The sequence below is a fragment of the Rhodoplanes sp. genome, from assembly GCF_013377085.1.
GTDB lineage: Bacteria > Pseudomonadota > Alphaproteobacteria > Rhizobiales > Xanthobacteraceae > Rhodoplanes.
Genome location: NZ_JACAAX010000008.1, coordinates 120,214 through 139,796, shown reverse-complemented (window position 1 = coordinate 139,796; position 19,583 = coordinate 120,214). Strand labels below are relative to the sequence as shown.

The window sequence follows — 19,583 nt, the reverse complement described above, 5'->3', positions numbered from 1 at the left end:
CCGAGATCTCTGGACCCGCTGAGCTCCGCGCAAGCGGGACTGCGGGGCCCTCAGGCGCTGAGTGCCCGGGTTCGCGCGGAGGAGCGGAGCAAACCGTCGCAGTTCGACTCAGCGCTCCACCAGGTCCCAGCCCTCGGGGCCGAGGCGCTCCTGCGGCAGGAAGCGGGCCTTGTAGTCCATCTTCCGCGAGCCGTTCACCCAATAGCCGAGATAGACATAGGCCAGCCCCATGGCGCGGGCGCGGGCGATATGGTCGAGGATCATCAGGGTGCCGAGCGAGCGGCTTCCTTCATCCGGCTCGAAATACGAGTAGACCATCGACAGCCCGTCCTTGAGGACGTCGGTGAGGCTGACGGCCAGAAGCTCGCCCCGCCGGCCGAACCCGGTCTCGGCGCCGCGCCGGCGATACTCGACCAGCCGCGTGTCGACGTGGCTGTCCTCGATCATCATGGCGTAGTCGAGCACCGTCATGTCGGCCATGCCGCCGTCCTGGTGACGGGCGTCGAGATAGGCGCGGAACACGCCGTATTGCTCCGAGGTCGGCACCGCGACCCGCATCTCGCCGGCGAGGTCGTGATTGCGGTCGAGCACCCGGCGCATGTTGCGGGTCGGCTGGAAGTCGGCGACCGCCACCCGGACCGAGACGCAGCCGCGGCAGCCCTCGCAGGCCGGCCGATAGGCGATCGACTGGCTGCGCCGGAAGCCGCCATGGGTGAGCAGGTTGTTGAGGTCGCCGGCGCGCTCGCCGACCAGATGGGTGAAGACCTTGCGTTCCTCGCGGCCGGGCAGATATGGGCAGGGCGACGGCGCCGTCAGATAGAATTGCGGCGTATCGCGGGAATGCTGGGTCACGACGCCCACCGCGCGCGGCGCCCATCATGGTGCCGCCCCATCGGCTCACGCTCGCCCATCGGGCCGCTGCAACCGGGTCTTGCTCCGAAAACCATGTCGTCTCAAAGGGCCGGGCCGACCGCCCGCAGGCGCCGTGCACGCTGCTCGTTGTTGATCACCACCGTGCCGAGCAGGATATCATGGAGCAGCCGCCGGCGGTGATTGAAAAAGCAGACCAGCAGCACCAGCGGCGACAGGGCCGAGACCGACACCCAGAACACCACCGCATGGACGGCCCCGAGGACAAAATACGACGGCGAGCCATAGGAGGTTCGCATTTCCAGGTCCACCATCCGCATACCGAGGGTGGCCGATTCGGGTCCCCCGAGCGTCATCCCATAGTAGACCAGCGCCCAGACCACGGTCGCCGGGCCGAGCAGCCAGTACAGGGCCCAGCCGAGACCGAGCGTCACGATCCCGAACAGGAAGACGAAGATCGTGAACGCGACCACCGGAACGAAAAGGACGACGACGTCGATCATGAACGCGATCACGCGCCGGGGCAGCACGCCCTCGAACAGCTCGGGCTCCAGGAACGGGTCCAAAGGCGGCCGCCGGTCTGCCGCCGACCGGTCGCCGGCCGGTCGCTCGCCAGGATACGGTTCCCCCGGATACGGGTCGCCGGGCCGGTCGGAATTCGCGTATGTCATGCTGCTCCTCAGCGGCCGTGGCCGCCCGGGCCCGGGCGGCGCGAGCCTGCGCTCTCCGAAATGGCCGTGCGTGGCGCCCCCCGCAAGAGGGGCAGGCCGGCACACCGTGTCGGCCGGGCGGGAGGTGCGATCGTGACGGTCACGCTGGTCGCTGTCGAGGCCGCCCGCCGCATCCTGCAGGGCCAGGTGCTGGCGACCCCCATGTTGCCGGCGCCGCGGCTCTCGGCGCTGACCGGGGCCGAGGTGTTCGTCAAATACGAGAACCTGCAGGTCACCAACTCTTTCAAGGACCGCGGCGCGTTCGTGAAGCTCGCCTCGCTGGACGAGGAGGCGCGCCGGCGCGGCGTCATCACCATGTCGGCCGGCAATCACGCCCAGGCGGTCGCCTATCACGCCCAGCGGCTCGGCGTGCCGGCCACCATCGTGATGCCGGAGACCACGCCCTTCGTGAAGGTCGCCTCGACCAAGGCGTTCGGCGCCACCGTGGTGCTCGACGGCGAGACGCTCGCGGAGGCGCAGCGCCGCGTCGAGACGATCATGGCGGCCGAGGGGCTGACCCTGGTCCACCCTTACGACGACCCGCACATCATCGCCGGGCAGGGGACGGTCGCGATCGAGATGCTGGCCACCGTGCCGGATCTCGACGTCCTGGTGATCCCGATCGGCGGCGGCGGCCTGATCGCCGGCAACGCTGTCGCGGCCCGCGGCATCCGGCCCGAGATCGAGGTCGTCGGGGTGGAGGCGGCGCTCTATCCGTCGATGCGCAACGTCATCGCGGGCGAGGATCGGCCGATCGGCGGCCCGACGCTGGCCGAGGGCATCGCAGTCAAGAATGTCGGGCGGCTCACCCGGCCGATCATCGAGGAGCTCGTCTCCGACATCATCCTGGTCGACGAGGCGCAGCTCGAGCGGGCCGTGAACGCTTATCTGACGCTGCAGAAGACCATGGCCGAGGGGGCGGGCGCCGCCGGGCTGGCCGCCATGCTGGCGCGGCCCGAGCGGTTCCGCAACAAGCGGGTCGGCCTCGTCCTGTGCGGCGGCAATATCGACCCGCGGATTCTCGCGTCCATCATGGTGCGCGAGCTCGAGCGCGAGTCGCGCATCGTCTCGATCCGCCTGACGATTCCGGACCGGCCGGGGGTGCTGGGGTCGATCGCGACGCTGTTGGGCGAGCACGGCGCCAACATCCTCGAGGTCGAGCACCACCGTCTCTTCCTCGACGTGCCGGCCAAGGGCGCCAAGGTCGACGTCACGGTCGAGGCGCGCGACCGTGCCCATGCCCACGAGATCGTCCAGGCCTTCGCCGAGAACGGCTACCAGCCCGAGAAGATCGAGACCGTCAAGGCGATCGCGTAGAGGGGCCTTCCCCACCTACCCCTGAAGGGGGGAGGTCGGCGGACGAAGTCCGCCGGGAGGGGGTGATCGGCGAAGCCGGCATCTGTGGCTTCACCCCACCCCGACGCGCTTCGCGCGTCGACCCTCCCCCTCCAGGGGAGGGTGATCGGCGTTGCGGTCAGGCCCGCCTCACTGCGGCTGGTGCTTGTCGATTTCCCAGGGCGCGATCGTCGTCGCGGGCGCCGCGGAGGCGACGGCCTCGATCTCGGGCCGCGGGCGCGGCAGCGGCACCAGCGAGACGAGCGGCCGCTTGCGCGGCATTGGAACCAGGCCGGCGAGCGGCCCCTCGGACGCCTCTTCGACGCTGTCCGGCATCCCGGCAGGCAGCGGCGCGGCCCCGAGCGCGCCCGTGTAGTCGGCACTTCCGGCGGAAGCCAGCACCATGGGAGCGGGCTCGCCGGCGGCGGCCACGGGCGGTTCCTCGGTTGTCGCTCCGCCGTCGGCCGGTGTCGTGTCCGCGACGGACGGCGCGGCATCTGCCGGTGCGGGAACCGGGTCTGCGGCCACGATCGGCGTCGCGTCGTGTCGCGCCGACGCCACCTTGAGGATCGACAGGGTCGGCGGGGTGGTGTCGCGCGCGGCCAGCAGGGCCGTCGCGACATCACGGATCTGGGTTCCGTCCTTGAGGACCGTGTTGGCGGCGAGCACCCAGGCGCCCATCAGGCCGACCCCACAGGTCAGCGATACGACGAGGATGCGGGACCCGCGGCCCGGCTTCGCGTAATCTGCACTGCGGTTCGGCATGTCCCCCTCCGCATGCGTTTCGTGCGCCGCGCGCCCGTCCGAGCGGTCGGAACGGGCGTTCGGCGCACCACGACGGTCCGGGTGGTCGGACATCGGGCGCCGGTGACCCGGCGCCTCAGACGATCCTTATAACAGACGGCCCTGCTTCAGCTTTTCGGCCACGCGTGGCGCGAAATAAGTGAGGATTCCGTCTGCCCCAGCCCGCTTGAAGGCCATCAGGCTTTCGACCATGGCCTTCTCGCCGTCGAGCCAGCCGTTTCCGGCGGCCGCCATGATCATCGCATATTCTCCCGACACTTGGTAGACAAAGGTCGGATGCGCAAACGTGTCCTTGATGCGCCGGACGATGTCCAGATAGGGCAGGCCGGGTTTCACCATCACCATGTCGGCGCCTTCCTCGAGATCGAGCTCGACCTCGCGCAGCGCCTCGTCGGTGTTGCAATAGTCCATCTGATAGGTGCGCTTGTCGCCCGTCAGGGTCGCCGAGGAGCCGACCGCATCGCGGAACGGCCCATAGAACACCGAGGCGTATTTGGCCGCATAGGCCATGATCTGGATGTCGATGCGGCCGGCGTCGTCGAGGGCTTGGCGAATCGCACCGATGCGCCCGTCCATCATGTCGGACGGCGCGACGATGTCGCAGCCGGCCTCGGCCTGGATGAGGCTCTGCTGCATCAGGATCTCGACGGTCTCGTCGTTGAGGATCTCGCCGTCGCGCAGCAGGCCGTCATGGCCGTGGCTGGTGTAGGGGTCGAGCGCCACGTCGCACAGGATGCCGATGTTCGGCACCGCCTTCTTGATCGCGCGGACCGTACGGCAGACCAGATTGTCCGGGTTGAGCGCCTCGGAGCCGTTCTCGTCGCGCAGTTTCGGGTCCGTGTAGGGGAACAGTGCCAGGCACGGGATGTCGAGCGAGGCGGCCCGCTCGGCCTCGCGCACGGCGTGGTCCAGCGAGATGCGATCGACCCCGGGCATCGACGGGACGGGGGTGCGGACATTGTCGCCGTCGACCAGAAACAGCGGCCAGATCAGGTCGTTGGCGGTGAGGACGTTCTCCCGCATCATGCGCCGCGACCAGTCGGTGCGGCGGTTGCGGCGCGGCCGGTGGACGAGATCGAGCCCGTCCTGCCGGTCGCCGGCACTCGGCTCGGCCGGAATCACCCGGACCTTGGATTCGATCGGGCGTCCGTACTTGATGGCCATGGCTCTTCTCCGTAAGTGTTTTGCGGCGTTCTAGCGCGTTCTGGATCGGTGTTCCATGTCCTTGACACTCTTTTTGCCTGACACGGCTGGCCGGGCGGGCGCCGCTGCCGCTTGGTCGTCCGGGAGGAGACGCCGGTGAGCGACACGGGCAGCGGTCCGATCGAGCAGCTCGCGCCGGTCCACACCGATGACTACCGGCCCGACCGCGAGGGCTGGGCCAGCCGGCTGGTGCTGTTTCTACGGGTCGCCGCCGGCTTCGCCATGCTCAAGGGCCTCTATCACTGGTCGGCGGTGTGCGGTTTCGGGGCCGGGCCGACCGAGGTGTTCGACGCCCAGCCGCTGTCCTGGCAGACCGCGACCGTGTTCTTCGCCGTGATCGACCTGGTCGCCGCCGTCGGCCTGTGGCTCGCGGCACCCTGGGGCGCCGTGGTGTGGCTGACCGGCTCCGTCACCATGATCGTCGTGCAGGTGTTCTTCCCGCTGATCTACGGCTTCCAGTGGGCCGTGGTGGCCGGCCTCGGCGTGATGATCGTCGCCTATCTGTTCTTCGCCATCCAGGCCGCCCGCGAGCAGCCGGCCTGAGGTCCGGCCGGCCGGCGGGGTCCGCGCCGGACGCCCGCCGGCCATGGCTGGATTGTGCTTTGAGCCACCGGTCCGGCCGCTCTATCCTGCCGCGCAGATGCAGGCGCGCCGACAGGCTGTCCGCGCCCCGGCCGATTATGACCGTGGGCCGTTCGAGGCCGCGGCCGGCCGACCTGCCGCCCGGATGGATTGGCGATGACGGCGAACACGCTGGACGTTCTCTCCGCGCTCGAGCGCAAGGTGCTGTGGCTGGCCGCGTGGATGATCCACGAGGCCAACCACGTCCGCGACAATGTCGACGGGCTCAAGGTCGGCGGCCACCAGGCCTCGTGCGCGTCGCTGTCGACCATCATGACAGCGCTGTACTTCCAGGTGCTGCGGCCGCAGGACCGGGTCGCCGTCAAGCCGCATGCGAGCCCGATCTTCCACGCCATCCAGTATCTGCTCGGCCGCCAGACCCAGGACAAGCTCGCCAACTTCCGCGGCTACAAGGGCGCGCAGAGCTATCCGTCACGCACCAAGGACTCCGACGAGGTGGACTTCTCCACCGGCTCGGTCGGGCTCGGGGTGGCGCAGACGCTGTTCGCCTCGCTGGTGCAGGACTATGTGCACGGCCACGGTTTTGCGGCGGACCGCCCGGCCGGCCGCATGATCGCGCTGGTTGGCGACGCCGAGATGGACGAGGGCAACATCTTCGAGTCGCTGCTAGAGGGCTGGAAGCAGGGGCTTAGGAACTGCTGGTGGATCATCGACTACAACCGCCAGAGCCTCGACGCGGTGGTGCGCGAAGGCCTCTGGGAGCAATACGAAAAGCTGTTCCGCGCCTTCGGCTGGGACGTCGTCATCCTCAAATACGGCGTGCTGCTGGAGCACGCCTTTGCCCAGCCGGGCGGCGACAAGCTGCGCGCCTGGATCGACTCCTGCCCGAACCAGCTCTACTCGGCGCTGACCTTTCAGGGGGGCGCGGCGTGGCGGCGGCGCCTGACCGACGATCTCGGCGACCAGGGGCCGCTGAGCGCCATGCTGGACTCGCTGTCCGACGACGAGCTCGGCCGGCTGATGACCAACCTGGCCGGCCATGACCTGCCGACGCTCTTGGAGGCGTTCGGAAAAATCGATCACGACCGGCCGACCTGCTTCATCACCTACACGGTGAAGGGCCACGGCCTGCCGCTGGCCGGCCACAAGGACAACCATGCGGGCCTGATGACCTCGGCCCAGATGGAGACTTTTCGCACGGCGATGCGCATCCGCACCGGCCACGAGTGGGATCTTTTTGAGGGCCTAGAACTGCCCGCCGATGCACTGCAAACTTTCCTGAAGAAAGTGCCGTTTGCGCAAGGCGGCCCACGCCGCCTGAAGGCCGCCCATGTCGAGGTGCCGGCCACGCTGCCGGTCGAGATCGCCCCGACCATGTCGACCCAGCAGGGCTTTGGGCTGATCCTCAACGGCATCGGCAAGGACAACTCGCCCTTCGCCGACCGCGTCGTCACCACCTCGCCCGACGTCACCATGTCGACCAATCTCGGCGCCTGGGTGAACCGCCGTGGTCTGTTCGCCCGCGAGGTCATGGTCGACACCTTCAAGAGCGAACGCATCCCCTCGACCCTGACCTGGGAGTTCTCGCCCAAGGGTCAGCACATCGAGCTCGGCATCGCCGAGATGAACCTGTTCATCCTGCTGTCGGCGCTCGGGCTGTCGCATTCGATCCACGGCGAGCGGCTGTTTCCGATCGGCACGCTCTACGATCCGTTCATCTGCCGCGGCCTCGATGCGCTCAACTACGCCTGCTACCAGGACGCACGCTTCATCCTGGCCGGCACGCCGTCCGGCATCACGCTGGCGCCGGAGGGCGGCGCCCACCAGTCGATCGGCACGCCGCTGATCGGCATGGCGCAGGACGGCCTCGCCGCCTTCGAGCCGAGCTTCGTCGACGAGGTCGCCGCCGTCCTGGCCTTCGCGTTCGACTATGTGCAGCGGAACGGCGAGGGCGAGGCGTCCGAGCGCACCTGGCTGCGCGACGAGACCGGCGGCTCGGTCTATCTGCGGCTCTCGACGAGGCCGGTGGAGCAGCCGCAGCGGACCATGACCGACGAGCTGCGGCAGGGCATCATCGACGGCGCCTACTGGATGCGAAAGCCCGGGCCGAACTGCCAGGTGGCGGTCGCCTACACGGGCGCAGTCGCGCCGGAGGCGATCCAGGCGATCGGCCTGATGGCCGAGGACCGCCGCGACGTCGGGCTGCTCGCCGTCACCTCGGCCGACCGGCTCAACGCCGGCTGGACGGCGGCGAGCCGCGCGCGAGAACGCGGCCTTCCGCACGCGCGATCTCACATCGAGCGGCTGATGGGCGAGCTGCCGTCCCATTGCGGCATCGTCACGGTGCTGGACGGGCATCCGGCGACGCTCGCCTGGCTCGGCGCCGTCGCAGGCCATCGCACCCGGCCGCTCGGCGTCGAGCATTTCGGCCAGACCGGCTCGCTGCCCGACCTCTATCGCCACTACGGCATCGACGCCAACGCCATCGTGGCCGCCGCCCAGGCGATCGCGCCGGGGCGGCCGATCCGATACCTCAAGGCGCTGTGACGGACGGGCTCGGCGTCGCGAGAGAAAGACCGGGACAGCGCTCCGTCCCGGTCGGCCGCGTCTCACGTCGCCCGCACCTCACCACGTCACGCGCAGGCCGCCGGTGAGCTGATGCGCGCTGGCATTGCGGCGGAACTCGCCGTCGTAGGCGGCGTAGACCCGCAGCGCGTCGCTGCGCCAGCCGGTCACGGCGAGCCGCGTCACCAGGGCGTCGCGGCCGGGATCGGCACCGGAGACGACGAAGGGCGTGTCGAGCAGCGCGGCCTGGGTGGTCAGCGCGTCGTCGCGAAAATCGTGGCCCCAACCGAGTCGCAGCTCCGGCCGGTAGTGGGCGCCGTCCGGGGCGGTGAAAACGATCGTGGCCGCGGCGCCGACCGTCGAGGTCACCTTGGTGAAGGTTTGGCGCGGATAGGTGAGGCCGAACGTGCCGGTCTCGCTGAATCCGTCGCGGCGGAACGTCTGGGCCACGAGCCCGACATAGGGCATGACCGTGAACCGGTCGGCCGCGAGCTTGTAGCCGGCCTCGCCGGCCGCGAGCGCGCCGACGCCGTCGGTCTTTCCGGCGGTGGCGACCGAGGCGACGGTGCGGAAGCTCGATTGCGTGGTGACGGCGGCCGCCAGCCGGCCGTCGAACACGAAGCGTCCGGGCGTGTAGCTGGCATAGGTGGCGCCCGCATATGTGTCGGACGAGCCGACCGTGCCGGCGCTGTCGCTGGTTGTGCGCGTGAACCCGAAGGCGCCGCCGGCGAGGAAATCGGGGGCGAACAGCCGATCGGCTCCGGCGATGCCGCCGCCGCCATTGCTCTTGCTGCCCGGCAGGCCGCCGGAATCGCCGACCCGGGCGGTGCGGCCGAAGGCCTGGCCCCAGGTGGTCCAGGCGGAAGCGCTGGCCGGACCGGCGGGTGCCTCGTTCGCCCCGGCCGACGCGAACGCCGCCAGCGGCGTCTCGGTCAGGCGAGCCTCTACGGTAGGCTCGCGGCCGGCATAGCCGAGCGCGAAATTCGGCGCGAACGACGATTGGACGGCCGCGCCGCCCGACCCCCAAAACATCTGGCGGTCCGCGATGGCGTTTCCGAAGGCGGCAAACGAGCCCATGACGGCGGCGACCGCGGCCGGCTGCCCTTGCCCGGTCATCTGGTCGATCAACCCGGTGTAGCCCGCCGTGGTGGTCTGCAGATAAAGCGCGTCATAGATGGTTTTCGCGCGGTCGGACGGGCGCACGCCGGCATCCGGACGCCTGACGTCGAGCACCGATTCCACGGCCTGCTGGTTGGTGGTGCCGGCGAGCCCGCGGAACGTTTGCGGCGTCACCACCAGCGACAGCGCGGTCGACGAATAGAGCACGTCGTAGCGCGTGGCGGCGGCGAGCCCGGCGGTCGGCTGCGTGAGACTCGTGTACGAGCCGGCGACGCTGGCGCCGTCCTCGGCCGTCAGATAGGCGAAGCGCGCCCCGAGCGACGCCGTGTAGGTGTTGGTCCCGCCCGGAATGTCGCGCATGACCGGCGCCAGCGTGCCGCCGACCGTGAATGTATGGCCGGCGCCGGTGACGACGATGCGGTCCCAGGTGCCGGGGCCGCCCGGCACGATCAGGGTGCCGTCGACGTCGAGTCGCGTCACCGCCGTGGCGGTCTGCCAGACATTGCCGGAAAAGGTCAGCATGCCGGGCGAGGAGCCGGTGAGCGGCGTTCCGGCCGGCAGCACGCCGCCATTGTTGGCGATGAGATCGGAATAGTTCGGCAACGCGCCGGCCGCGAGCGTGCCGGCGATGGTGACGGTGCCGGCCACCGTGCCGAACCCGGCGAGCGTGCCGGCCTGCTGGACCGTCATCACGGTGCCGAGCGTCAGCGTGCCGTCGACGGCGAGCGCGCCGCCCGCCACGACGACGTCGCCCGTCGCCGTCGTCTTGCCGGCGACGATCAGCGATCCGTCGCCGGTCTTGGTGAAGCTGCCGGCGGTGAGCGGCCGGCTCCAATAGGTCGAGGTCTGCGCCGCGACGTTGACGGTGCTGCCGGGGGCGAGCGTGGTCGGCCCGTCGGTCGCCCGGTCGAGCCGGATCATGCCATAGCCGTAGACCGCATCGAGGCCGGCGGCGCCGAGATCCTCGGTCGTCGCGAACAGGAGATTGACGAGATCGGCCGCCGAATAGCCCGGGAAGGCCCCGGCCAGAACCGCGAGCGCGCCCGACACGGTCGGCGCCGCCATCGACGTGCCGCTCTTGTACGCGTAGCCGCTGGCGCTGACCGACGTCGGCACGGTGGAGAGAATTCCGGCCGTCCCGCCCGGCTGGTCGCCGCCGGGCGCAGCGACGCACCAGCTCGCCGTGACGCCGCACATGTTGGCATAGGACGCGATCGACTTGTTCTCGTCGACCGACGTCACCGCCACCACGCGGCCCGATTGGCCGAGCAGCGCGGAAAAATCATTCCGATTGCCGCCGTCGACATAGGCCCCGGCGCCGGCATTGGCCGGCTGGATGAACGGGTAGAGCGCGATGCCGTTCGGATTGCGGCCGGCGACCGGATTGGTATCCCGATCATTGCCGGTCGCCGCGACGACGATCTTTCCGGCCGCGAGCGCCCGCCCGACCGCGGCTGCCTCGTCCGCATCGATCGTCGTGGCCGGCCACGTCTTGAGACCGGCGGCGGTGCCAATGTTCGGACCGTAGCTCGCATTGTAGATCGTCACGTTGGAGAGCGAAGTGAAGTGGTCGAGCGCCGCGACGGACGCATTGCCGACCTCCTCGGCTGTGGTCCCGAGGCTGCGCAGGACGACGATGCCGGCGTTGTAGGCGACGCCGTACATGGAGTTGGGATTGGCCGGATCGTAAGGCGCCGCGACGATGCCGGCCACATGGGTGCCGTGCGATTCGAGATCGCCGGTGTCGGCAGGGTTGTAGGCGGCGCCCGCCGCGGACACGACAAAATTGGTGCTGCGCGGATCGATCTTGGCGGCGAAGCCCGGAACCGTGCTGGTGAACCCGGTGTCGGAGACCGCGACCGTGACGCCGGCGCCGGTGTAGCCGCGCGCATAGGCGTCGGCGGCGTGGATGAGGGCGAGACCCCACTGGTTCTGATATTGCTGTGTCGCGGCGAAGCTCGCCGGATCGCCCGGCACGCCCTGCGCGAAGACATCGGACGCGTCCGCCACGACGAGTGTCGCGACGGCCGACAGCAAGAGGCGCCGATGAGCAGCCGTCCGGATCGAACCACGCATGGTGCCTCCCACCCCAAGTCCATCGAAATCGCGTCGCCGCTCCCGCCGCCCGGATCGGGGGATGGGGGGCGGAGGCGGCGACGCGGGTGCCGCCGATTGAAAGTGCAATGGCAGCCGCTTATGGGCTATCAATTCGCGGCCGACAGGTCATGGGGAGAGGCTTGGACATCCGTCTCATTCAATCGAACCAGCGTATCGACGCCAAGGCGCGGCGGGCCGCCTCGAAGCTGCCGGTCTCGCTGTTCGACACCGCGGACCTGCCGCCGCCCGAGCGGTTCGCCGCTTGGCGGGAGAGCATCGGCGTGTTTCTCGAGGTCGACCTGCTGCGCTCGGGCGACGAGGCGCACTTCGACGGCTGGGCGGAAAGCTACCTCGTCGACGACATCGTGCTGTCGCGCTGCGCTGCGAGCGCGCAGAAGTTCGATCGCCGGCCGCTCCGTGTCGCGCACGACTCGATCGACAACTACATGATCCAGGTGCTGGTCGATGGCACGATCGACATGGCGTTCGGCCGCAGGGCCCTGTCGTTTCCGACCGGACAGGTGATCGCCTTCGATCTCGCCGACGTCATGGACACGGTCAACTCCACCTTCGACCTCGTCTCGGTCTTCATCCCGCGGCGACGGCTGGCACCGCTGCTGGCCCGACCGGATTCGCTCAACGGCGCCACCGTCGATCCGGTGAGCGGCACCGGCCGACTGCTCGCGACCTATCTGCTCTCGCTCTACCAGTCGGCCGCGCAGCTTTCGCCGACGCAAGCGAGCGCCGCGGCGGCGGCGCTGATCGAGCTGATCGCGCTTGCCTTCAATGGCGTCGCCCACGACGGCGGCGACGTCCCCGAGGCGCTGGGCAAGGCCGAGCTCCTGCGGGTGCAGAACTTCATCAGGGCCCATCTCGCGGCGCAAACGCTCGGGCCCGACATGATCGCGGCCGCGCTCGGCATCTCGCGGGCGCGGCTCTATCGCCTGTTCGCTCCGATCGGCGGCATCGCCGAGTACATCCGCGAGCAGCGGCTGCGCCGCTGCCTGACGGATCTGGTCTCGGCAAAGCAGGCCCGTCGCCAGGTCGCCGAGATCGCCTGGGCCTGGGGCTTTTCCGATCCGACCCACTTCGCCCGGGCCTTCAAGCAACGCTTCGGTCGGACGCCGACGGAGATCCGTCGCGCCGCGCCGCCGATCGCGCGCCGCGACCGGTCTTCGCTCGATCCGCGCGTCGGCGACCGCCTCCACGAGGAGTGGCTCGCCGGTCTGGCGTGACCACGGGCCGCCCGCCCGGCCGCTCGGGGTCGAGCATTTCGGCCAGACCGGCTCGCTGCCCGACCTCTATCGCCCCTACGGCATCGACGCCGACGCCATCGTGGCCGCCGCCCAGGCGATCGCGAACGGCGCCGCCGTCCTGCCGCACTCGTCGAACAAAGCTCGGCGCGAACGAGGCGCGGGCGGGCATGAGACGGATCGGCGCGATTGCTTGTGTGGGGTTGTTTCTGCTCTTGCGGTCCGTGGTGGTCGCCGGCGCGCATCCGCACGTGTGGGTGACGTTTCACAGCGATGTCCTGTACACGGCCGACGGGCGGATGACCGGCATCCGTCACGTGTGGACGTTCGACGACATGTTTTCGGCCTATGCTCTGCAAGGCATTCCGCACGCCAAGAAAGGGGCCTATACGCGCCAGGAATTGAGCTCGCTCGCCGAGGTGAACATCACGTCGTTGAAGGAATACGACTTCTTCACCTATGCGAAGGCCGACGGCAATAAGGTGGCGTTTTCGGATCCGATCGACTATTGGCTCGAATACAAGGACCCGGGCCTGACGCTGCATTTCACGCTGCCGCTGAAGGCGCCTGTCTCGGCGAAAACGATGGCGATCGACATCTACGATCCGACCATCTTCGTCGACTTCGAGTTCGCCAAAGGCAGGCCGGTCACGCTGGTCGGGGCGCCGCAGGGTTGTCAGCTCGTCGTCGAGCTTCCGCACGAGCCGACGTCGGCGGAACAGCGGCGGCTGAGCCAGCTCGATGCGAACCCGCTCGACCCGTCGGATACCTATGGCGAGACCTTCGCCAACAAGATTCAGGTCAGGTGTCCCTGAGATCGGCCCGGGCACTCGGGTCGCATTCTGCGAGGCGCGGCCGTCGGGAGCCGCGCCGCTGTTTGGTCATTCCGGGTTCGCACGCAAACGCGCGCGTCCCGGAATGACGGCAACATTGGAACGCCGGCTCAGCCCGCCGCCGGCGTCTCGCCGATGCCGGTGATGCGGAGGCCGGCGTCCGGGAGCTTGTAGGTGCGGTTGATCCAGATCAGCACCGAGGTGAGGCTCTCGGCGACCACCGAATTGGCGAGCGGGCCGGCATCGATGCCGCGCAGGCCAGCGTCGCCGGCGAGCCGGATCGCCACCGCGCGGGCCGCCTTATCGTCGCCCGTCACCAGCACGTCGCAGTCGATCGCCTTGTCGGGATCCTTCAGCTTGTGGGCCGAGACGTTCTGGAACGCCGACACCACCCGCACGCCGTCGCCGAGGGCGGCCTGCACGGCGACCACGCAGGAGTCGGTCGGCGGGAGCTGTACCCGCGACACCTTGGGCGGCACCAGCGGCACCGTGACGTCGATGAGAATCTTTCCCGCCAGCACGTCCTTCAGGCCTTCGACGGTCGGCATCTGGGCGGCGAACGGCACGGTCAGCACCACGACGTCGGCGCCCTCGACCGCGGCGCGGCTCGCCGCCGAGCCGATCAGCGGCCGGCCGAGCCGGGCATTGAGCTCGGTCGCCGCCGCCTCGGCCTTGGCCGGGTCGCGCGACCCGATGGTGACCCGATGGCCGGCACGGGCCCAGCGCAGCGCGAGGCCGCTACCTTCGGCTCCGGTGCCGCCGACGACGCAGATGGACAGGCTTTCCGTCATGATCCTTCCCCGGGCCACGGGCCCACAAGACAGCGTCCGCCTCGCGGCACCTCGCGCGCACTCGCGTCGGGGGTGTTTTTGGCCGGCTCGGGCAGGGTGGGGGTGCCGGCGGACGAGAGACCAAGGTGTGCGTCAGACGGGTGTCCCGAGGCAAGCCCGATCGTCGGGCCCTCGACCCGGATCCATGCCCGGAGATTAACCTCGCGGATAGCGTGACATACGACGAAATTACGCCTCGCCAAGGCTTCGACCTCTGCTAGACTGCCGCCGCGATGCAAGGTCACGGCGAGCTTTTCGGCTTCCGCGCCCATCGCCAAGCGGCAGCGCGGCCCGCAGAGGACGCGCCAACCACAACACGAAGACGGCAGCGCGACGCGCCAGACCGTCCGGCCTTTCGGGAGGAGACGCGGCGTGACGTTTCGCCGGATAGTGGAGCTATATCCCGCACGCGGTGCCTTCGTGGCCGCGACCAGATGCGCATGCTTGCAGGCACGGGGATGCCGGGGCGCGGAGGGGCGCGCGACAGCCAGGGACCGGGTCGGCCTCCATGGCGGCTGAGAACGTCATCGAGACGGATGGTCTCACAAAGGAATTCAAGGGCTTTCGGGCCGTCAACAATGTCCGCCTGAAGGTCAGGCGCGGCACCATCCACGCCCTGATCGGCCCGAACGGGGCCGGCAAGACCACCTGCTTCAACCTGATCACCAAGTTCCTGCAGCCGACCACCGGAAAGATCCTCTACAACGGCCGCGACATCACGGCGGCGAAGCCGCACGAGATCGCCCGCATGGGCTTGGTGCGCTCGTTCCAAATCTCCGCGGTCTTTCCGCACCTCACCGTGCTGGAGAACGTGCGGGTGGCACTGCAGCGTCGGCTCGGCACATCCTATCATTTCTGGCGGCCGGAGCGCTCCGTCGAGGTGCTGAACGACCGCGCCATGGATCTGCTCGAGCAGGTCGGCGTGCAGTCCTACGCGCATCTGCAGGCGGTGGAGCTGCCTTATGGGCGCAAGCGCGCGCTGGAGATCGCGACGACGCTGGCGCTCGACCCCGAGATGCTGCTGCTCGACGAGCCGATGGCCGGCATGGGCCGCGAGGACATCCAGCGCATCTCCGACCTGATCCAGCGCGTCGCCAAGAACCGCACCGTCCTGATGGTCGAGCACAATCTCTCGGTGGTCGCCGACCTCTCCGACCGCATCACCGTGCTGGCCCGCGGCGAGATCCTCGCCGAAGGCTCGTATGCCGAGGTGTCGAGCGATCCCGCCGTGGTCGAGGCCTATATGGGGACGGGCCATGGCTGAGGCGCTGCTCCAGGTCAGCGACCTGCACGGCTGGTACGGCGAGAGCCACATCCTGCACGGCATGACGTTCGAGGTCGGCCGCGGCGAGGTGGTGACGCTCTTGGGCCGCAACGGCGCCGGCAAGACCACGACCATGCGGGCCGTGATGGGCATGCTCACCAAGCGCACCGGCTCGGTGCGCTATCAGGGCCGCGAGCTGATCGGCCTCAAGTCGAACCAGATCGCCAAGGCCGGCATCGCCATCTGCCCGGAGGAGCGCGGCATCTTCGCCAGCCTCTCGGTCAAGGAGAACCTTCTGCTGCCGCCGCGCGTGAAGGACGGCGGGCTGGATCTGGAGGCGATCTACCGGCTGTTCCCGAATCTGCGCGAGCGCTCGACCAGCCAGGGCACCAAGCTCTCGGGCGGCGAGCAGCAGATGCTGGCGATCGCCCGGATTTTGCGCACCGGCGCCGACCTTCTGCTGCTCGACGAGCCGACCGAGGGGCTCGCCCCGGTCATCGTCCAGCAGATCGGTGCCACTATCCGGATGCTGCGGGAGACCGGCTTCACCATCGTCCTGGTCGAGCAGAACTTCCATTTCGCCGCGACCGTCGCGGACCGCCATTACGTGGTCGAGCACGGCCACGTCATCGACATGATTCCCAACGCGTCGCTGGAGTCGAGCCGGGACAAGCTGAAGGCCTATCTCGGCGTCTGACGGCGCATCTCACCCCGTCCATTGCAAGCTCGAGAAAAAATCCGGAGGAAGCAGATGACGCACATGAAGCAGATGTTGCTCGGAAGTCTCGCGGTCGCGGCGCTGTGCGTCGGGACAGCCGGTCAGGCGAGTGCCCAGTACACCGACGGGACGATCAAGATCGGCGTGATGAACGACCAGTCCGGCACCTATGCGGACCTGTCGGGGCAGGGCTCGGTGTTCGCGGCGAAGAAGGCCGTCGAGGATTTCTGCAAGGCGCAAAAATGCTTCGACAAGATCGAGGTGGTGTTCGCCGATCACCAGAACAAGCCGGATATCGGCTCGGGCGTGGCGCGGCGCTGGTACGACGTCGAGCAGGTCGACGTGATCGTCGACGTGCCGACCTCCTCGGTGGCGCTCGCCATCAATCAGATCACCCGCGAGAAGAACAAGGTCTTCCTCAACTCCGGCGCCGGCGCCTCCGACCTCACCGGCTCGGCCTGCTCGCCCAATTTGATACATTGGACCTACGACACCTGGGCGCTCGCCCACGGCACCGGGTCGGCGCTGGTCAAGCAGGGCGGCAAGACCTGGTTCTTCCTCACCGCCGACTACGCCTTCGGCCATGCGCTGGAGCGCGACACGGCGGCGGTGGTCGAGCAGATGGGCGGCAAGGTGCTGGGCAAGGTGCGCCATCCGTTCCCGGCGCAGGACTTCTCGTCCTTCCTGCTGCAGGCGCAGGGCTCGAAGGCGCAGGTGATCGGGCTCGCCAATGCCGGCGCCGACACCATCAACTCGATCAAGCAGGCGTCCGAGTTCGGCATCGTCCAGGGCGGCCAGAAGCTCGCCGGGCTCCTGGTGTTCATCACCGACGTGCATGCGCTCGGGCTGAAGACGGCGCAGGGCCTCACCTTCACGGAAGCCTGGTACTGGGACACGAGCGATGCCAACCGGGCCTTCGCCAAGGAGTTCTCGGCGGCCAACAAGGGCAACTATCCGAGCATGGTGCAGGCCGGCGTCTACTCGGCCGTGATGCATTATCTCAAGGCCGTGCACGCGCTCGGCTCGGACGCCGACGGCGCCAAGGTGGTCGAGAAGATGAAGGAGATGCCGACCGACGACAAGCTGTTCGGCAAGGGCACGATCCGGGCCGACGGACGAAAGATCCACGACGTGATGCTGGTCGAGGTGAAGAAGCCGGAGGAGAGCAAGGGCCCGTGGGACTACCACAAGGTCATCGCCACCATCCCGGCCTCGGAAGCCTTCCGGCCGCTCGCCGACGGCGGCTGCGCGCTGGTGAAGTAGTTGTTGCCTCTTCACCTCCCCCTGGAGGGGGGAGGTCGCCATGTGTCGTGAAACGACGCATGGCGGGAGGGGGTGACAGGCGAAGCCTGCGTTTGGGGCTTCACCCCACCCCGGAGCGCGCTTCGCGCGCCCCGACCCTTCCCCTCCAGGCGAGGGTGGAAGCGAACGGGGCAGCGCCTACGACCTTCATCTCCCCGCGTGCGGGGAGAGCTGAAGGCCATCGACACGAGGTGACGTGGATGTTCGAGCTGCTCGGCGTGCCGCCGCAGGCCCTGATGGGGCAACTGCTGCTCGGGCTGATCAACGGTGCGTTCTACGCACTGCTGTCGCTCGGGCTGGCCGTCATCTTCGGCCTGATGAACGTCATCAACTTCACCCACGGCGCCCAGTACATGATGGGGGCCTTCGTCGCCTGGATGCTGCTGCAATATGCCGGCATCCCGTATTGGGGCGCGCTGGTGCTGGTGCCCGTGATCGTCGGAGCGACCGGCGTCGTCATCGAGCGTCTGCTGATCTCGCGCCTCTATCACCTCGACCATCTCTACGGCCTGCTCTTGACCTTCGGGCTCGCGCTGATCATCGAGGGCCTGTTCCGCCAGCAATACGGCTCCTCCGGGCTGCCCTATTCGAACCCGATCCCGGGCGGGCAGAATCTCGGCTTTATGTTCCTGCCCTGGTATCGCGGCTGGGTGGTCGGCTTCTCGCTCGCCGTCTGCCTGGTCACCTGGTTCACCATCGAGCGCACCAAGCTCGGCGCCTATCTGCGCGCCGCGACCGAGCGGCCGGACCTCGTCCAGGCCTTCGGCATCAACGTGCCGCGTATGATCACGCTGACCTACGGGGTGGGCGTCGGGCTGGCGGCGCTCGCCGGCGTGCTGGCGGCGCCGATCTACACGGTCAACCCCACCATGGGGGCGAACCTGATCATCGTGGTGTTCGCCGTGGTGGTGATCGGCGGCATGGGCTCGATCCTCGGCTCGATCGTCACCGGCTTCGGCCTCGGCATCGTCGAAGGCCTCACCAAGGTCTTTTGGCCCGAGGCCTCCGCCACCGTCATCTTCGTCATCATGGCGATCGTCCTCATGGTGCGCCCGCAGGGCCTGTTCGGAACGCCGCGATGACCAGCCGCAAAGCCGCCGCCGACGGCCGCAACGTCGAGATGATCGTCTTCGCGGTGCTGATGGCCGTGATGATGGTGGCGCCGTTCGTCGTCTATCCGATCCTGTTGATGAAGATCCTGTGCTTTGCGCTGTTCGCCTGCGCCTTCAACCTGCTGATCGGCTATGGCGGGCTGCTGTCGTTCGGCCACGCGATGTTCTTCGGCTTCGCCGCCTATGTGTCGGCCTACACCGTGAAGGCCTGGGGCCTGTCGACCGAGCTCGGGATCCTCGCCGGCACCGCCGTCGCGGCCGGCCTCGGGTTGGTCGTGGGGCTGATCGCGATTCGCCGGCAGGGCATCTATTTCGCCATGGTGACGCTGGCGCTCGCCCAGATGGTGTTCTTCTTCTGCCTGCAGGCGCCGTTCACGGGCGGCGAGGACGGCATCCAGGCGATCCCGCGCCGGGCGCTGTTCGGCCTGATCGACATCTCCAAGGATATGTCCTTCTACTACGTGGTGCTGGCGATCTTCGCGATCGGCTTCCTGATCATCTATCGCACCATCCATTCGCCGTTCGGGCAGGTCCTCAAGGCGATCCGCGAGAACGAGCCGCGCGCCGTGTCGCTCGGCTATGCGGTCGACCGCTTCAAGCTGATCGCCTTCGTGCTGTCGGCGACGTTTGCGGGGCTCGCCGGCGCCACCAAGACGATCGTGTTCCAGCTCGCCTCGCTCACCGACGTCACTTGGCAGATGTCCGGCGAGGTGGTGCTGATGACGCTGGTCGGCGGCATGGGCACGGTGTTCGGCCCGATCGTCGGGGCGGCCATCATCGTGCTGATGCAGAACACCCTCACGGGCTTCGGCGAGTGGGTGCTGGTGATGCAGGGCTGCATCTTCGTCCTCACCGTGCTGCTGTTCCGCCGCGGCATCGTCGGCGAGATCGTCGCCGCGGCCCGGCGCCGGAGCGACGCGGTGGGTCGCGAGGCCGCCACAGAGGGGTAGGGCGCTGGGGATCTCCGTCCGGAGGACTAGCGGCAG

16 protein-coding genes are annotated in these 19,583 nt (G+C 68.7%); 10 read left to right on the top strand and 6 right to left on the bottom strand.

Features of this window, described 5'->3' with window-relative positions:
* Nucleotides 1-108 precede the first annotated feature (108 nt).
* Nucleotides 109-852, bottom strand: coding sequence for an arginyltransferase (locus tag HXX10_RS08700; protein WP_296521714.1), 744 nt, complete (start codon nucleotides 850-852; stop codon nucleotides 109-111).
* A 101-nt stretch (nucleotides 853-953) separates the two neighbouring features.
* Nucleotides 954-1,541: an RDD family protein gene (locus HXX10_RS08695; RefSeq protein WP_296521713.1), complete on the bottom strand. Its 588-nt coding sequence runs from the start codon at nucleotides 1,539-1,541 to the stop codon at nucleotides 954-956.
* A gap of 132 nt (nucleotides 1,542-1,673) precedes the next feature.
* On the opposite strand from HXX10_RS08695, the gene HXX10_RS08690 reads away from it, so the two are divergent.
* Nucleotides 1,674-2,897, top strand: coding sequence for a threonine ammonia-lyase (locus HXX10_RS08690; RefSeq protein ID WP_296521711.1), 1,224 nt, complete (start codon nucleotides 1,674-1,676; stop codon nucleotides 2,895-2,897).
* A gap of 168 nt (nucleotides 2,898-3,065) precedes the next feature.
* Here HXX10_RS08690 and HXX10_RS08685 read toward each other — a convergent pair whose 3' ends face one another.
* On the bottom strand, nucleotides 3,066-3,773 hold the full coding sequence (locus tag HXX10_RS08685; RefSeq protein WP_296521709.1) for a hypothetical protein: 708 nt from the start codon (nucleotides 3,771-3,773) through the stop codon (nucleotides 3,066-3,068).
* A gap of 33 nt (nucleotides 3,774-3,806) precedes the next feature.
* Entirely contained in the window at nucleotides 3,807-4,883 is a 1,077-nt protein-coding gene (hemB, locus tag HXX10_RS08680) for a porphobilinogen synthase (protein WP_296521706.1), read from the bottom strand.
* A gap of 135 nt (nucleotides 4,884-5,018) precedes the next feature.
* On the opposite strand from hemB, the gene HXX10_RS08675 reads away from it, so the two are divergent.
* Both HXX10_RS08675 and HXX10_RS08670 read left to right on the top strand, forming a co-directional pair.
* Complete coding sequence (locus tag HXX10_RS08675) at nucleotides 5,019-5,465, top strand: DUF6163 family protein (RefSeq protein WP_296521704.1); 447 nt, start codon at nucleotides 5,019-5,021, stop codon at nucleotides 5,463-5,465.
* Nucleotides 5,466-5,660: 195 nt separating this feature from the next.
* Complete coding sequence (locus HXX10_RS08670; RefSeq protein ID WP_296521702.1) at nucleotides 5,661-8,051, top strand: transketolase; 2,391 nt, start codon at nucleotides 5,661-5,663, stop codon at nucleotides 8,049-8,051.
* Nucleotides 8,052-8,129: 78 nt separating this feature from the next.
* Here the strand turns inward: HXX10_RS08670 and HXX10_RS08665 are convergent, their stop codons facing one another.
* A complete protein-coding gene (locus HXX10_RS08665; protein ID WP_296521699.1) occupies nucleotides 8,130-11,264 on the bottom strand; it encodes an autotransporter domain-containing protein in 3,135 nt (1,044 codons plus the stop codon).
* A gap of 161 nt (nucleotides 11,265-11,425) precedes the next feature.
* Between HXX10_RS08665 and HXX10_RS08660 the strand changes: the two genes are divergently transcribed.
* Nucleotides 11,426-12,520, top strand: coding sequence for a helix-turn-helix domain-containing protein (locus HXX10_RS08660; protein ID WP_296521697.1), 1,095 nt, complete (start codon nucleotides 11,426-11,428; stop codon nucleotides 12,518-12,520).
* Nucleotides 12,521-12,708: 188 nt separating this feature from the next.
* Nucleotides 12,709-13,353: a DUF1007 family protein gene (locus HXX10_RS08655; RefSeq protein WP_296521695.1), complete on the top strand. Its 645-nt coding sequence runs from the start codon at nucleotides 12,709-12,711 to the stop codon at nucleotides 13,351-13,353.
* 128 nt (nucleotides 13,354-13,481) lie between these two features.
* Here HXX10_RS08655 and npdG read toward each other — a convergent pair whose 3' ends face one another.
* A complete protein-coding gene (gene npdG / locus HXX10_RS08650) occupies nucleotides 13,482-14,162 on the bottom strand; it encodes an NADPH-dependent F420 reductase (protein ID WP_296521693.1) in 681 nt (226 codons plus the stop codon).
* Nucleotides 14,163-14,709: 547 nt separating this feature from the next.
* On the opposite strand from npdG, the gene HXX10_RS08645 reads away from it, so the two are divergent.
* From HXX10_RS08645 to HXX10_RS08625, 5 genes are all read left to right on the top strand, one after another.
* The gene (locus HXX10_RS08645) at nucleotides 14,710-15,465 is read left to right on the top strand and encodes an ABC transporter ATP-binding protein (RefSeq protein ID WP_296521691.1); all 756 of its coding nucleotides are present in this window, start codon (nucleotides 14,710-14,712) and stop codon (nucleotides 15,463-15,465) included.
* Nucleotides 15,458-16,162 carry an ABC transporter ATP-binding protein gene (locus HXX10_RS08640; RefSeq protein WP_296521688.1) on the top strand — a complete coding sequence of 235 codons (705 nt, stop codon included), beginning with the start codon at nucleotides 15,458-15,460 and terminating at the stop codon, nucleotides 16,160-16,162. The genes HXX10_RS08645 and HXX10_RS08640 overlap by 8 nt, the downstream gene beginning before the upstream one ends.
* A gap of 63 nt (nucleotides 16,163-16,225) precedes the next feature.
* The gene (locus tag HXX10_RS08635) at nucleotides 16,226-17,446 is read left to right on the top strand and encodes an ABC transporter substrate-binding protein (protein ID WP_296521753.1); all 1,221 of its coding nucleotides are present in this window, start codon (nucleotides 16,226-16,228) and stop codon (nucleotides 17,444-17,446) included.
* A gap of 239 nt (nucleotides 17,447-17,685) precedes the next feature.
* Nucleotides 17,686-18,567 carry a branched-chain amino acid ABC transporter permease gene (locus tag HXX10_RS08630; RefSeq protein ID WP_296521686.1) on the top strand — a complete coding sequence of 294 codons (882 nt, stop codon included), beginning with the start codon at nucleotides 17,686-17,688 and terminating at the stop codon, nucleotides 18,565-18,567.
* Between the two features lie 38 nt (nucleotides 18,568-18,605).
* Complete coding sequence (locus HXX10_RS08625; protein ID WP_296521750.1) at nucleotides 18,606-19,547, top strand: branched-chain amino acid ABC transporter permease; 942 nt, start codon at nucleotides 18,606-18,608, stop codon at nucleotides 19,545-19,547.
* Nucleotides 19,548-19,583: the final 36 nt, after the last annotated feature.